At 57.6% G+C, this 14,220-nt stretch carries 13 protein-coding genes; 2 read left to right on the forward strand and 11 right to left on the reverse strand.

Translation table 11 applies throughout. The annotated features are described in order from the left end of the window. Nucleotides 1-66 precede the first annotated feature (66 nt). The gene (locus ACWNMW_RS01785) at nucleotides 67-990 is read right to left on the reverse strand and encodes a DUF5692 family protein (RefSeq protein WP_314212142.1); all 924 of its coding nucleotides are present in this window, start codon (nucleotides 988-990) and stop codon (nucleotides 67-69) included. Between the two features lie 162 nt (nucleotides 991-1,152). Between ACWNMW_RS01785 and ACWNMW_RS01790 the strand changes: the two genes are divergently transcribed. Together ACWNMW_RS01790 and ACWNMW_RS01795 are read left to right on the forward strand one after the other, a co-directional pair. Continuing rightward, nucleotides 1,153-1,755 carry a TetR-like C-terminal domain-containing protein gene (locus tag ACWNMW_RS01790; protein WP_449489843.1) on the forward strand — a complete coding sequence of 201 codons (603 nt, stop codon included), beginning with the start codon at nucleotides 1,153-1,155 and terminating at the stop codon, nucleotides 1,753-1,755. Nucleotides 1,756-1,802: 47 nt separating this feature from the next. Further along, nucleotides 1,803-2,771: a Dyp-type peroxidase gene (locus ACWNMW_RS01795; RefSeq protein ID WP_449489844.1), complete on the forward strand. Its 969-nt coding sequence runs from the start codon at nucleotides 1,803-1,805 to the stop codon at nucleotides 2,769-2,771. Between the two features lie 210 nt (nucleotides 2,772-2,981). Here ACWNMW_RS01795 and leuA read toward each other — a convergent pair whose 3' ends face one another. The 10 genes from leuA to ACWNMW_RS01845 all read right to left on the reverse strand — a co-directional run bounded on the left by leuA (nucleotide 2,982) and on the right by ACWNMW_RS01845 (nucleotide 14,219). Beyond that, nucleotides 2,982-4,742 carry a 2-isopropylmalate synthase gene (leuA, locus tag ACWNMW_RS01800; RefSeq protein WP_034502487.1) on the reverse strand — a complete coding sequence of 587 codons (1,761 nt, stop codon included), beginning with the start codon at nucleotides 4,740-4,742 and terminating at the stop codon, nucleotides 2,982-2,984. Between the two features lie 62 nt (nucleotides 4,743-4,804). Further along, nucleotides 4,805-6,097 (reverse strand): threonine/serine exporter family protein, encoded by a 1,293-nt coding sequence (locus ACWNMW_RS01805; RefSeq protein ID WP_034503572.1) that lies wholly within the window; start codon nucleotides 6,095-6,097, stop codon nucleotides 4,805-4,807. Between the two features lie 179 nt (nucleotides 6,098-6,276). Continuing rightward, nucleotides 6,277-7,449, reverse strand: a complete 1,173-nt coding sequence (era, locus tag ACWNMW_RS01810; protein WP_449489845.1) for a GTPase Era — start codon at nucleotides 7,447-7,449, stop codon at nucleotides 6,277-6,279. A gap of 2 nt (nucleotides 7,450-7,451) precedes the next feature. Next, entirely contained in the window at nucleotides 7,452-8,762 is a 1,311-nt protein-coding gene (locus tag ACWNMW_RS01815; RefSeq protein ID WP_295893439.1) for a hemolysin family protein, read from the reverse strand. Beyond that, nucleotides 8,759-9,208, reverse strand: coding sequence for an rRNA maturation RNase YbeY (gene ybeY, locus ACWNMW_RS01820; RefSeq protein WP_034502481.1), 450 nt, complete (start codon nucleotides 9,206-9,208; stop codon nucleotides 8,759-8,761). Before ybeY ends, ACWNMW_RS01815 begins: the two co-directional genes overlap by 4 nt. Nucleotides 9,209-9,211: 3 nt before the next feature. Further along, nucleotides 9,212-10,219: a PhoH family protein gene (locus tag ACWNMW_RS01825; RefSeq protein WP_052040884.1), complete on the reverse strand. Its 1,008-nt coding sequence runs from the start codon at nucleotides 10,217-10,219 to the stop codon at nucleotides 9,212-9,214. Between the two features lies 1 nt (nucleotide 10,220). Continuing rightward, a complete protein-coding gene (locus ACWNMW_RS01830; RefSeq protein WP_449489846.1) occupies nucleotides 10,221-11,051 on the reverse strand; it encodes a 16S rRNA (uracil(1498)-N(3))-methyltransferase in 831 nt (276 codons plus the stop codon). A 13-nt stretch (nucleotides 11,052-11,064) separates the two neighbouring features. Then, the gene (gene dnaJ / locus ACWNMW_RS01835) at nucleotides 11,065-12,183 is read right to left on the reverse strand and encodes a molecular chaperone DnaJ (RefSeq protein ID WP_449489847.1); all 1,119 of its coding nucleotides are present in this window, start codon (nucleotides 12,181-12,183) and stop codon (nucleotides 11,065-11,067) included. 22 nt (nucleotides 12,184-12,205) lie between these two features. Continuing rightward, the gene (hrcA, locus tag ACWNMW_RS01840) at nucleotides 12,206-13,222 is read right to left on the reverse strand and encodes a heat-inducible transcriptional repressor HrcA (RefSeq protein ID WP_448750694.1); all 1,017 of its coding nucleotides are present in this window, start codon (nucleotides 13,220-13,222) and stop codon (nucleotides 12,206-12,208) included. Nucleotides 13,223-13,334: 112 nt separating this feature from the next. Continuing rightward, entirely contained in the window at nucleotides 13,335-14,219 is an 885-nt protein-coding gene (locus ACWNMW_RS01845) for a DUF3097 family protein (protein ID WP_449489979.1), read from the reverse strand. Nucleotide 14,220: the final 1 nt, after the last annotated feature.

Genomic DNA, 14,220 nt, shown 5'->3' on the forward strand with positions numbered 1-14,220 from the left:
GATATCGCCCGAATAGATGTGGAATACGTGAAGGATCTAGATCGCGAATAGTGGCGCGACAACCACTCAGATATTGGCCTCGCGAACGCTCTTGTATGCCTCGAGATCGGTGTAGAGCTCATCGCGCAGCGGATTCTTACGCCCACGGACAATCACGTAGATCTGGTAGAGCGCAACGGCCACATTAGCCGCGAGCGCGATCGCAGAAACGGTCATGAGGGCCGCGTCGTTGTGAGAGGCATTGACTGCGAACTTCGACGAGGTGACGAATGAGGGCACTGCCATGGTGAACATCATCCACAGCGCCAGGGTGTGCGCGCGGTGCTGGAGCCACGCGCCTCGCTTGATAAAGAAAGCGGGGATAGTGCAGGAAATGAGAAGAGCTGCACCGGCGTAGAAGGAGTGGTCTCCCACGCAGTTGTACACGTAGGCGAAGTTCCACAGATCGTAGGCGATGATCCAGAACCACAGCATGTCGGGCCAGATCATGTCCTGTTCTTTATCGCGAGAGATAAAGATACCGAACCACCCACAGATCGTCAGGAGGTTGAGCAGACCGGCGATACCGTTCATGTAGTTCCACGGGCCGGAAACCATGAAGACTCCATCGACCATCTCACGCACACCCATAGCACCGACCTGGAAGTCACGGATGCAGGCCTCGGTGATGTTAATGGCCAAGATCGCCGGCGGGAAGGCAAGAGCCCAACGATTCGTCTGCAACTTGGGGATGTAGCGGATTGCCATGAAGCCCAGGCACCCAGCAAGGGCGGAGTAGACCTTGACCCAGTGGAACCAGGTTCCTGTCGAGGAATCGGGACCCGCTGTTGTCGGCCAGACGAAGATGGTCAGAACAATGGGAAGAACAATGAAGATTGCGATCCCTGCCCACTTCCAGCGGCGGGTGATCTCGTTGCCGATGATCAAAGCAGCAAGGACCCCGAACCAGGCAAGCCAGGAATACCAGGGAATTGACTCGAAGAGGAACATGTCTCCAACTCCTTTGTGAAACAAGATGATGCGCTCACTCTAAGAGGCACTTCTCGCGCGAGTCATTGGACACCGAATCGAAAGTGTCTAATACTCAAGAGAACGCGACATCCCACGTGTTCCCATTCAGACATCACACAGGACTATCGACCTAGGACATTCATGTCGACCAACGCAGAGTTAACCCACGAGAGGCTCGGCAACGCCCTCAAAGAGGAGCTCAGAACCACGCCTCTCACCAAGGTGACGGTTCGCCGCCTCACCGAAATAGCAGGGGTCACGCGCCAGGCTTTTTATTATCACTTCCCCGATGTCATGTCCCTGGCCACCTGGGTCTTCGAGCGCGATATCGTCACACACATCATGGCTCATGCGACCTACCGCGAGTGGTCCGACGGGTTCTGTGATCTCTTGGTGTACATGAGCGAGCACCGCGAGCAGACCTATGCGGTCGTTTCTTCCCTCAGCCGCAGTGAAATCGAGGAATTTTTCTACCGCGCTTTCCGGGAAATGATGCGGGCAATCATCAACGAATTGGAAGGAAGCGCTCCTCTTGACCCAGCCCAGCGTGATTTCATCATCGATCACTTCACCTTGGGTGTTGTCGCGCACCTCTTCCACTGGCTCAACCGGGACATGCAAGCCGATCCCTACATTTTGACCGAAAACATTGAGGTCATCATGCGCGGTTCGGTCGCGACGGCACTTGATCGTTACTCGACTGATGCCCCTCCCCCGCTCATCCGCCGCGAGGGCAAACACTAGTTCCACGACCTATGATCAACATGAAGGTACCCACGACGGAGGTCATCATGTCCACTCATCCCCAAGACGTTTACAAGGACGCGGGAGAATGCGTTCTCTTCGTTTACTTGCGTTTTAATCGTCAGGATCAGGCCGCAGAGTTGGATGCCTTCCGCGATTTTGCTGACACCTCCCAGGCAATCAATCGGTCAATGAATATCCGCGCACAGGGCGACGATCTGCGAGTCTCCATCGGCGTGAGCCGCAATGGCTGGGATTATCTTTTCCCGGGTGCAGCCCGCCCGCAGGAACTTGAGGAGTTCAAGGGCCTCGTCAACGCAGAAACCCCTTCCATCGCTATGCCCGAAGGAATCGGCGCGGACGCTGACCTTTTCCTTCACATTCGTGCCAAGCGCGAGGCCGTTGTCTACGAAGTCGCCGAACAGTACCGCCTGTCTTTCAAGGATTTTGCAAGGGTTGTGGATGAGACCCACGGTTTCCGTTACCTCGAGGGACGCGCAATCATCGGTTTCATTGATGGGACCGAGAACCCGACCGGGATCGATGCATCGCTGTGGGCCGAAGTCGGCAGCGAAGACCCGCAGTTCGCAGGCGGTTCGTACGCCTTCGCGCAGAAGTGGATCCACGACATGGATGCGTGGCATTCCCTTGGAACACACGAGCAAGAGCGAGCAATTGGTCGCGAGCAGTTCACCGATCTCGAGCTTGATGACGAGGCCAAAGCTCCCAATGCACACAACGTCACTTCAAAATTCATCATCGATGGAGAAGAGAACAAGATCATTCGAATGAATGTTCCCTTCTCTGACCCGGCATCCGGGATCACCGGAACCTACTTCATCGGTTATGCGGGCCGCTGGAGCGTCACCAAAGGAATGCTTACCAACATGGTGTCGAAGAAGGACTACCTTCTCACCTTCTCGAAGGTACTTTTCGGCCAGGTTTTCTTTGTGCCTTCCCTGGACCTTCTTGATGAGATTGCGGGTGGCGATTTCCCCTCAGGCGAGGCCGAGTAGGGCGGTCAGTACGGGGGCGGGGATGCGGGCTTTCCCCGCTGACGAGGCCAAGTAGGGCGGCAGCGCGAGGCCACGTAACCTTTCACTTTTGGCGGAGTTTTCCCTCGTCGAAGTGCAGGGAAAGAAAAGGGGGCATCTTAACGATGCCCCCCTTCACCTATGCGCTGCGCTCAGCGGTCGACTCGCTGTCCTTGAAGCCGCGCCTCGTGTTTACTGGTTGCGCAGCGCGCGGTTAACCGCCGAAATCACGGCCTTGTAGGATGCGCGGGTAATCGAAGAATCGATGCCAACGCCCCACACGATCTGTCCGTCAACAGCGGCCTCCACGTACGAAGCTGCCTTTGCGTCGCGACCTTGACTCATTGCGTGCTCGGAGTAATCCAAGACGCGCACATCCAAATCGAATTGGTGCAGGGCTGACACGAAGGCATCAATCGGGCCGGTTCCGTTTGCATCAATCGCGGTCAGCACACCGTTATCCGTGAGTTCTGCATGCAATTCAACGTGTTCATCGTCGACAGTTCCCACCTGCGACTTGCGCAATTCGAAGCGGCCCCACGGTTGCAGGCCGGGAGCAGCACTGGTGGGCAAGTACTCGTCAGCGAAGATCTTCCACAGTGCGTCGGCGTTGATTTCGCCGCCGTAGGTGTCGGTGTGACGCTGGACGATCCGCGAGAATTCGACCTGCAGTCGGCGAGGCAATTCCAGGTTGTGCGCCCGCGACATGAGGTAGGCAACCCCGCCCTTACCGGACTGAGAATTCACACGCACCACGGCCTCGTAAGAGCGCCCCACGTCGTGCGGGTCGATGGGGAGGTAAGGAAGCTCCCACACCACGGAGTTCTCGTCGCCTCCGGCCGCGTCCACCTTGATCTTGCGGGCTGCGAAGCCCTTCTTGATTGCGTCTTGGTGAGATCCCGAGAAGCTCGTGTAAACAAGGTCGCCAACGTATGGCGCACGAGGCGATGCTTCCATCTGGGTGCAGTGCTCGACCGTCCGGCGAATCTCGTCGACGTCCGAGAAGTCGATGCCCGGATCAATTCCCTGGCTGAAAAGATTCAGTCCCAAGGTCAGCAGGTCAACGTTACCGGTACGTTCGCCTTGTCCCAGGAGGCAGCCTTCGATGCGGTCTGCGCCGGCGAGGAGTGCAAGTTCAGCACTGGCGACACCGGTTCCACGATCATTGTGCGGGTGAACAGACAGCGCAATGTGCTCGCGTCGGGAAAGGTTACGCGACATGTACTCGATCTGGTCGGCGAAGACATTGGGGGTCGCGCGTTCAACGGTCGAGGGCAGGTTGAGGATGATCTCGCGGCCTTCTTGTGGCTGCCAGATATCCATAACGGCTTCGCACACTTCCAGCGCGAAATCACGCTCGGTATCAATAAAAACTTCGGGTGAATATTCGAAGCCAAAGATGGTCTCATCGCCCAATTGACGTTCTGCCTGCGCGATGACCTCACGTGTACCAAAGCGTGCAAGCTCAACGGTTTGCGCACGGTCAGCCTTGAAGACGACCTCACGGAACACGGGGGCCGTCGCGTTGTAGAGGTGCACTGTTGCGCGCGGGAAACCAACGATGGACTCAACCGTTCGCTCGATGAGCTCAGGGCGCGATTGCGTGAGCACCGAGATCGTCACGTCCTCGGGAAGAGCATCGTCTTCAAGAAGCGAACGGACGAAATCGAAGTCCGTTTGCGACGCCGAGGGGAAGCCAATCTCGATTTCCTTGTAGCCCAAGCGAACGAGAAGATCGAACATCTTGCGCTTTCGCGCGGAATCCATGGGCTCAATCAGCGCTTGGTTTCCGTCACGCAAATCCGTGGACATCCACCTGGGCGCGTGGGTAATGCGCTTGGAGGGCCACTGGCGATCGGGAAGATCCACCGGGTTGGTGTCAAGGAAGGCGCGGTACTTGACCGTGGGCATTCCAGAACCGACAGGACGAGGAACCTTAGATGTTGTCTTCACATCTTCAGTCTATGAAGGCTCGTGGCACCGGGCACGACGAGTGCACATGGTGGACACGCTTTTTAGGCCTCGTTCATTGACTCTTCTAGGCGAGGAACACCGGTCGGCGATTCCATGAGCCACGCACGGTCCGTCAGCATTCGCGAAATCGCCAGACCAATACCAATCGCAACAATTGTGAAGAGAACGGTAGACAGCTGCTCGAGGGCTTCCAACGTCTGGCCATTGTTCAAGTACGTGAGCGAACGATACAGCGGAACACCGGGGATCATGATGACCACGGCAGGAACGGACAAGGTCACACGCGAATAGCGCGTCTTCGCCGCAACAGCAGCCGCCAAAAGTCCAGCACACAGGGCAGCAAGTCCCACTGCCGCGGGCACCGGCATTCCCAGTTCAACAGCCAAAGCGATACGGCCGGTGTTGATGACCGCGCCGATCAGAGCCGCAGCAGCGCAAACCTTAGGCGGGGAATTAAAGAGCATCGCAAAGCCAAAGGCTGCAACAAAACTGGTGAAGAAGCGCAGCGGGAAGTGGATATAGGCAGGCAGTGAAACAACGTATTCGGGAGTAACAGACCAGTTAAAGGCCTCGGAGATACTCCACACGGCAACACCAGCGGAGACAACCAGCATGGCGACGTAGACGATGCGCTGAATACCGCCGGCGAAATCGTGACGAACTAGGTCAATGATCCCGGTAACCAGCGGGAATCCTGGAACCAAGAAGAGGAGCGCTGAAATAAATCCAGCTTGGTGAGTGGGTTCAATCCCCATGTACTTTTGCGCCAAGTAGACGCACAGGATGTACACGCTTGCAGCGACGCCTCCACACACCATCCACACACCGAAGTGGTTCATGTGGCGCTTGAGCATTTGACGGCGGAGGAACTGACCAACGAAAGCCGCGATCGCGACGACCGAGCACTCCACCCATCCCCCAGCGTTCAGGAATGCGAAGGCCGCACAGGCGAGTCCCGAAGCAAGAGCATTCGCGAGCCACCCGTAGAGGGGCTTGACGCGTTCAATCTCGTCAAGAGCCTTATCGACGTCTTCGACGAGCACTTGTGTGCCTTCAATTGACGCCAAGTAGTTTGTGATGCGGTCAATTCGGTCAGCGTTGACGCCCAAGAGACGCTGCTCAGCAAGTTCGGTACGGAAAGTACCATTCGCATAGGCGGTTGCAACGACCTCAGTGAAGGTCACCTGAGCGTGGTGCTTTTCAATGCCAACCGCCTCGGCGCAGGTGCGCATCGAGGCCTTGACGCGGTAGGAACCAGCACCAGCCGCAAGAAGCATCTGGCCCAAGCGCAAAACAACTCGGGATTGGTAGGCCAGACGATCATGCGCGGCCATGCGATGCACGGTCAGTGATGCGTCGTCCGGGGCAAACGATGAAAGCTCAAAAGCGTTAGGGTTTTGGGGATTTTCGCTCACAGGATAAGCATGCCATGAAATACCCGTTCAGACTCAGGACCCTGGTCAGGGCACAGATGTTGAATCCCCCACTTTCACATCGAAAGCGGGGGAAACACTCAGAAACCGAGGCGTTGAAGCATCTTCGGATCCGACTGCCAATCCTTTGCGGTTCGCACGTGCAAATCCAAGTAGACCCGGCGTCCCAAATACTCTTCAATATTGGCCCGAGCCCGCGTACCGATTTCCTTCAAACGCGCACCCTTCTTACCGATAATGATGGCCTTTTGGGAATCACGTTCGACGTAGACATTGACGTGGATATCCAACAAGGGCGGGCGGTCATCACCCTCGCGCTTGGATCGTTCGATAATTTCTTCGACTTGCACGGCCAGCGAGTGCGGAAGTTCGTCGCGCACGCCTTCGAGTGCGGCCTCGCGAATAAATTCGGCAATCATCGTTTCGCGGGACTCATCCGAAATGTTGTCCTGCGGGTACAGGGGCGGAGAAAGAGGAACCGTCTGCGCCAGAACCTCGCGAAGGCGATCGATTCCCTTGTTCTCGAAGGAAGAAACCGGAACGATTGCGCTCCACTCCCCCAGTTTTTCAATCGCCATGAGGTGTTCCAAAACGCGCTCACGAGGCACGCTATCGCACTTGGTCGCGACCGCAATGATCGGCCTGCGCACGGAACGCAATTCACGCGCGATGAACTGGTCGCCCGGTCCGATGCGCTGGTTTGCAGGCAAGCAGAAGATCACGCAATCAACTTCGGCCAAGGCCTCGCGGACCATGTCGTTCAAGCGCTTTCCCAAGAGCGTTCGCGGGCGGTGATATCCGGGGGTATCGACCAGGACCAGCTGGTAGTTGTCACCGTGAACGATGCCGCGAATATTGTGGCGAGTCGTCTCCGGACGCCCCGAGGTGATCGCCACCTTATGTCCGACAAGGGCGTTCGTCAGTGTTGATTTTCCAACGTTAGGACGCCCAACGATTGAGATAAAACCCGCTCGAAAATCTTCGGGGAACTCGGGGATGATGATGTCCGCTGCCGCGTTTGTTTCGGCACGCAGTTGACGCAAGGAGTCAACGCTATCGGCCACGTCCTGCGCGGTCTCCTCGTCGGCCTCGTCAAGATCTGAATCACCGAAGTCTGAGCCCTCAAGATCCACCTCTCCGGCCGCCTCCATGGCCTCGTCACCATCTTCCTCGGGGAAATCGAAGGAGTCGATGTCCACGCCTTCAAAGGCGTTGGGGCCAGCCATCAATTCGTCATCGCTGGGAAAATGCATTGCTACTCCTGGCTTTGGTTGGTGTCATCGGAGGAAACTTCGGGGACATACGAGCACACGATTGTTCCGACTTGTCGGCGGCGCCCGCGCGCTTCTTCGGCAACCATGTGCACGCCGAGCATATCGCCAGTTGCTCCGGGCAGGGGAACTCGACCAATTGCTTTGGCCAGCAGACCGCCCACAGAGTCGACGTCATCATCGTGCAATTCCACTCCCCACAATTCGCCGAGTTCCCAAATGGAGAACCGAGAGGGGACACGCCACACGCCGGGGGAAATCTCTTCGGGTTCGATCGTGTTGCGATCGTGTTCGTCGGTGAGTTCGCCGACGACTTCCTCGATGATGTCTTCAAGGGTGACGAGGCCTGAAATCCCACCGTATTCATCAACGACCAGTGCCAGGTGGAAGTGCTCGGCTTGCATCTGGCGAAGCAGGTCATCGGCGGGTTTCATTTCGATGGTGAACTCGGCAGGGCGCATCATTTGGTCCGCGCGCAGTTCGTGGTCACCTTCGTAGGTCTCTAGCCGCTGCACGACGTCTTTGAAGAAGAGGATTCCGCGTACATCGTCGGTATCTGTCCCGGTGACGGGGATACGCGAGAAGCCCGATCGGACGAAGAGTCGCAGGGCCTTGTGCGCGGGCGTATCGAAAGAGATCGTCACCATTTCCGTGCGCGGAACCATGACTTCACGCACGAGGGTGTGCCCAAGTTCGAAGACCGAGCGCAACATCTGGCGGTCTTCTTCTTCAAAACCTTCGGTTTCGCCAACCTGGTCAACCATTTCGCGCAGTTCATCCGCCATTTCTGCGCGCATTTCAGCTTCGGTACGCTCCGGCTGGGGTAGGACCGCGCGGGCTTTGTGGGCAACAGGGGCAAAGAAGCGCGCAATTCCCACGAGGCGGGTGATGAGCGGGGTGAGTAGCAGCGCGGCACCCGTGGGGTTGCGCTGTGCCCAACGCGTTGCAATCACGCTATTGGCAAGGAATTGCGCGAGGGTGACGACCACAATCGTAACCAATCCAGCGAGCCACCAGTGATTGGCAAGATGCAGCGCGATCGTCGCCATCGAGACGGCGAAGACCACCTGCGTGAAAGTGCGAACGCCTCGAAGGACAAAAATAACCACGCGACGCTGGTCCACCAGCTCCATGAGAGCGCCCGCGTGTTTCCTCTCTTCTTGAATTAAGTCCTCGACAATGGCGCGAGTCAATTTCGAAAGCGAAAACTCGCTGGTCGCAAGGGCCATCGCAAAGAGAAGTGCAATCGCGGCGACGATACTCATCGCCGCGACGGGTACTGCCGCTTCGATCATCGCTGCGCCAAGAAGCTCAAAAGGAGCTGGCGTTGCAGGGCGAACATCTCTTCTTTTTCTTCGGGTTCAGCGTGATCGTATCCCATGAGGTGAAGCATCCCGTGGGTAGCGAGGAAGAGCATTTCCTCTGCGGTCGAGTGACCCGCCTCGCGAGCTTGCTTTTCGGCGACCTGCGGGCAGATGCAGATATCCCCCAGAGTTCCCGAGGCCGTGGGGTGTTCGGCGGTACCCGGGCGGAGTTCGTCCATCGGAAAGCTCATGACGTCGGTGGGGCCTTCAAGGTCCAGCCAGCGCACGTGAAGTTCTTCCATGGGTTCGGGGTCGATGAAGATGATGTTGAGTTCGACCTCGGTTGAGACGTGCATTGCGCTGAGCACGAAGTCAGCCAATTGCACGAACTCTGCGATGTCGATCTCGTAGTCGGTTTCGTTAAGAACTTCAGTCATGACTTAATGTCCATTGTGTCGGGAACGGGAGTGAAGTGAGCGGTCTCGGCGCGCTTTCAGGCGTGCCAGTGACTCATCCCAGCGTTCGTATGCGTCAATGATCTCGCCAACAAGTCGATGGCGCACAACATCAGCGCTTGTCAGATGACAAAATTCTATGTCATCGATGCCGCCCAGAATATCTTCGATGACGAGCAGGCCACTGCTGCGCTCCCCCGCTAAGTCAATTTGGGAGGTATCACCGGTGACGACGACCTTGGAGTTGAAACCCAGACGGGTGAGGAACATTTTCATCTGTGCGAGCGTCGTGTTTTGCGCCTCGTCCAAGATGATGAATGAATCGTTTAAAGTCCTGCCGCGCATATAGGCCAAAGGAGCAACTTCAACCGCACCGGAGGCCATGAGCTTGGGAAGAGCATCAGGATCCATCATGTCACCCAAGGCATCGTAGAGGGGACGTAGATAGGGATCGATCTTGTCCGTCAAAGTTCCCGGCAAGAAACCCAGATTCTCCCCCGCTTCGACCGCGGGACGCGTGAGAACAATGCGACGAACCTGACCAGAGAGCAGAGCTGAGACCGCCTGTGCCATTGCGAGGTACGTTTTCCCGGTACCGGCAGGGCCGAGGCCAAAGACCAGGGTCGAGCGTTCGATGGCGTCAACGTAGGCTTTTTGCCCCGCAGACTGCGGGCGTATCGAACGGCCCCGACTACGAAGAATCTCCTGGGGACGCTCGGTCGACGAATGTGCCGAAGTGAGGAGTGCGATTGCCTGTTCGACTCCGTCGGCATCAAGAGAGTGTCCTTCTTTAGCAAGTTCAACCAGTTCGTCGACCAGTTGAACAGCCATATCGACAATGCCTTCGGGGCCAATCAACGACAGAGTGCGTCCCAGGAGAGAGAAGCGCACCTGCGGGAATCCTTTTTCGAGGGAGCGCAAGACGCGATCTGATGTGCCGAAAAGGACAACCGGGTCGACGCCCCTAGGAATTTCGATCCGTTTTGCCTCCATGTCACCACCGTCCAATTGCATCGCTGATCAGTGACAAGGCAACCGGGCCCGCGGTCGAAGCGCGCAACACGGTCGTCCCCAATAGACGCACGCGTGCACCCGCGGCCTCGAAAAGGGAAAGCTCGTCGGGGTCAACCCCACCTTCAGGGCCAACGATCACGCTGATCCGAGGCGGAAGGCAAGTTCCCGGCACCGCCTGACCAGAGGCCTCGACAGTGGCAGGCAAAGGCTTTTCTGCAGCAGCACGCAGTTCACGCAGGAGAAGACTCAAAGGGGCCCGCGTACTCTCGTGACAGACGATCACCCACGCGCCGGCTGCTGTTTCTTCGCCAATCCACTGAGCAAGTCTTTGGGAAGTGCAGGCATCTTCGAGGCGAGGAATGAAGGCACGACGAGACTGCTTCGCGGCCGCCCTTAAAGTCGACTCCCACTTCTTCATGCCTTTCGCGGCTTTTTCGCCCTTCCAGCGCACTTCACTGCGATTAGCCTGCCAAGGAATTACAGCGTCGACCCCGACTTCCGTTGCCATTTCAATGGCCATTTCATCCCGGCCACCCGTGGACAAAGCCTGAACAAGGATCAAACGTACAGACGGGAGCGCCTCGTGGATGATCTCTTCAACGCGAAGAGTCAATGACTTTTTCGCTCGTTCAATCACGCTCCCGCGGACACGCAATCCGTCGCCGTCAACAACGTCGAGCATTTGCCCCACGTCCATGCGACGAACAGTTGCGGCGTGGAAGCCTTCATCCCCGTCAAGAGTGTAGGAATCCCCAAGAGCGCAGTCTTGGAGGGCGGCGGCCTCGGGAGCGATGAAAACGGGAAGGGTCATCGATGTGTTCCGATCACTGGCCTATGAAGGTTTCGCGAAGCTTGTCGAAGAAGGAGGAACCCTGTTTTTCGGGACGGGCGCTTTCTTCCCCGCGCACAGCGGAAAGCTCTTCGAGGAGCTCGCGGGAACGGTCATCAAGCTTGCGCGGAATCTCGACGTTGATGCCGACATGCAGGTCACCGCGGCCGGGACGCTGCAGGTGTCCGACCCCCAAGCCGGACAGACGCAGTTCGTCGCCGGGCTGAGTTCCAGGCTTGACCGTGATGGATTGTTTTCCATCCAAGGTATCGAGCTCGAAAGTACTTCCCAAAGCTGCTGCAGTCATGGGAATGGTGACGGTCATGTACAGATCATCGCCTTGACGCGAGAAGGTAGGGTGCCTCTTTTCGACGATATCGACATAGAGATCACCATTCGGGCCGCCGCCGGGGCCGACCTCACCTTGTCCGGCGAGGCGTAGGCGCATGCCATCTCCTGCACCTGCGGGGATGTCGATGGTCAGGCTTCGGCGAGTGCGCACGCGCCCTTGGCCCGCGCATTCATGGCACGGCTGTTCGATGACGGTTCCATATCCCTGGCAGGTGGGGCAAGGAACTTGGGTGCGCATGGTTCCCAGCATGGTCTGCTGGGTTTGAATCGAATAGCCTGCACCGCTACAGGTCCCACAGGTTGTCGGTTCGCTCCCGGGCTCGCACATCGATCCGTGGCAGACATCGCAGGCAACGTAGGTATTGAGCGAAATTTCGCGATGCGCACCGAAGGTTGCTTCCTCCAGGCTGATCTCAATGCGCGTGAGCTGTTCGCGGCCCTGGCGAGTGCGCGACTGAGGGCCGCCGCCCCCGCCGAATCCGCCACCGAAGGCTCCACCGAACATCGTTGAGAGGATGTCCCCGAAATCGAAGGAGTCACCAGCGTATCCGCCGCCTCGGGCAGCGTCTGCACCACCGATGTCGTACATGCGGCGCTTTTCCGGATCGGAAAGAGTTTCGTAGGCGACCGATAGCTCCTTAAAAGCTTCCTCGTCCCCGCCGTAGTCCGGGTGTAATTCGCGAGCCTTCTTGCGATAGGCCTTTTTGATTTCGCTTTGGTCGGCGTCGCGTGAGACCCCGAGGATTGCGTAGTAATCGTTCACGAATATCCTTCTGCGGCTGCGGTTAGTGTGTTGAGTTCAAGTACTTGGACAGATACGAGGCCACGGCGTGGACCGTGGACATTGTCGAGGCGTAGTCCATGCGGGTGGGCCCGAGGATTCCCACGTGGGCTGAGTTCCCCCCGGAAGCGTAGGTTCCTGAAACGAGGGAGGTCTCAACGAATGCATCGTGTCCGTTTTCAGAACCGATGGAGACGTGGACGTCGCCGTTTCCTTCGTCCATTTCGGCGAAGAGACGCAGGAGAACGACTTGTTCTTCGAGGGCGTCTAAAACCGGTGCAATGTCGCGGAAGTCAACACCGCTTCGAGCAAGGTTCGACATTCCCGCCATAGCGATTCGCGCGGAAGGCTCTCCTTGGAGGAGGCTGGCGATGATTTCACTGATGTCTCCGGCGCACCCAGACAGTGCGGGCGGCAGACACTCAGCCATGGCCTCGTAATGGGCACGAACTTCTCCCGCGTCTTTGCCCTGGTAGGCGGCGTTGAGGACCGAGCGCAGCGTCAAGAGATCTTCTTGGGCGAGGTCTTGGGGCATCTCACGCAGGCGTTCAAAAACCTTGCCCTGCTCGGTGATGACAACGATGAGCAGGCGCGAGTCGCTCAGATCGACAAATTCGATGCGGCTCAGTGTTGAGCGAGCATTCACGGGGTATTCGATGAGGGCAACCTGGCGCGTAACCTGGGCAAGCAGGCGGACTGTGGCCATGACGACGTCATCGAGGTCTTCGGCGCGGGCCAAGAATTTCTCGACCGCCTGGCGCTCTGGGGCACTCATGGGCTTGAGGGTCGCCAATTGGTCGACGAAAACTCGGTAGCCCTTGTCGGTTGGTACGCGGCCAGCACTGGTATGGGGCTGGTAGATGAGCCCGGCTTCTTCCAAGACAGCCATGTCGTTTCGGATGGTCGCCGAAGAGACCCCAAGATCTTGGGATTGCGCGATGGCTTTGGAACCCACTGGTTCACGCGTGTGGACATACTGGGACACGATGGCTCGTAGAACGTCTAGGCGACGGTCGTTCATTCATCCTCCCCTAATCTGGCACTCACGCTATTTGAGTGCCAGTTTACTCCGCAAATACCCAATTCGCCCTGTTATCAACAGTTTTTACCCGGAGCCGAATGGGAAAGAGAGATCATTCCAAACCGGGCTGAGTGACGAAATCAATGAGCTCCTCGACGCGCCCCAGAAGGGCCGGCTCGAGGTCTTTATAGTTGCGAACCGTGGAGAGGATTCGTTTCCACCCCATCGCGATATCGGCCTGAGTCGCATGGGGCCAGCCCAAGTGCTCCAAAGTCCCGTGTTTAATATCCACTCCCCGAGGAATTTCGGGCCACTTTTCAAGTCCCACACGCTGAGGCTTCACCGATTGCCAAATATCGACATAGGGGTGGCCGACAATGAGGACCGCATCCTTCCAGCGCGCACTCACGGCCTCGGCGATGCGGGATTCTTTGGATCCGGGGACCAAGTGATCCACAAGCACACCCGCTCGTACTTTCTCGGTGGGTCCAAAGACTTCGAGGATTTCCTCCAAGTGGTCAACGCCCTCAAGAAGCTGAACTGCAACTCCAACATCGGCAAGGTCTTCTCCCCACACGTGCTGGATGAGCTCGGCGTCGTGACGTCCCTCGACCCAGATTCGAGACTTTCGCGCGACGCGCGCAACGCGATTTTCAGCAGCAATCGATCCGGAGTTTGTGACCGCTCGGCCGCCTGGAGTAGTCAAAGCGGGAGTCTGACGCGCGGGTGCAGCCTTGGGAGGGAGAGCGACAATGGGCTTCCCCTCAAGCCAAAACCCGCCACCAAGTGGAAAAGAACGCTTGCGCCCGTGTCGATCCTCGAGTTCAACCAGGTGCACTCCCCCGGATTTTTCAACGCGGGTCACCGCGCCAACCCATCCGCTGGAAATATCCTCAAGCACCATGCCGTACTCGATGGCAACTTCAACAGAGCGCGGCCTGCGCGCACCCGGCCCATCACGATGCGGGTCGAATTCGAAGATATTGGTCCCGTACATA

The organism is Actinomyces sp. Marseille-QA0893 (assembly GCF_976954355.1).

Bases quoted from the DNA above. Each gene is read 5' to 3' on its own strand.
- ACWNMW_RS01785 (WP_314212142.1), bottom strand. From the start codon at position 990: ATGTTCCTCTTCGAGTCAATTCCCTGGTATTCCTGGCTTGCCTGGTTC.
- ACWNMW_RS01790 (WP_449489843.1), top strand. From the start codon at position 1,153: ATGTCGACCAACGCAGAGTTAACCCACGAGAGGCTCGGCAACGCCCTC.
- ACWNMW_RS01795 (WP_449489844.1), top strand. From the start codon at position 1,803: ATGTCCACTCATCCCCAAGACGTTTACAAGGACGCGGGAGAATGCGTT.
- ACWNMW_RS01805 (WP_034503572.1), bottom strand. From the start codon at position 6,097: ATGGCCGCGCATGATCGTCTGGCCTACCAATCCCGAGTTGTTTTGCGC.
- era (WP_449489845.1), bottom strand. From the start codon at position 7,449: ATGCATTTTCCCAGCGATGACGAATTGATGGCTGGCCCCAACGCCTTT.
- ACWNMW_RS01815 (WP_295893439.1), bottom strand. From the start codon at position 8,762: ATGATCGAAGCGGCAGTACCCGTCGCGGCGATGAGTATCGTCGCCGCG.
- ybeY (WP_034502481.1), bottom strand. From the start codon at position 9,208: ATGACTGAAGTTCTTAACGAAACCGACTACGAGATCGACATCGCAGAG.
- ACWNMW_RS01825 (WP_052040884.1), bottom strand. From the start codon at position 10,219: ATGGAGGCAAAACGGATCGAAATTCCTAGGGGCGTCGACCCGGTTGTC.
- ACWNMW_RS01830 (WP_449489846.1), bottom strand. From the start codon at position 11,051: ATGACCCTTCCCGTTTTCATCGCTCCCGAGGCCGCCGCCCTCCAAGAC.
- hrcA (WP_448750694.1), bottom strand. From the start codon at position 13,222: ATGAACGACCGTCGCCTAGACGTTCTACGAGCCATCGTGTCCCAGTAT.
- ACWNMW_RS01845 (WP_449489979.1), bottom strand. From the start codon at position 14,219: ATGTACGGGACCAATATCTTCGAATTCGACCCGCATCGTGATGGGCCG.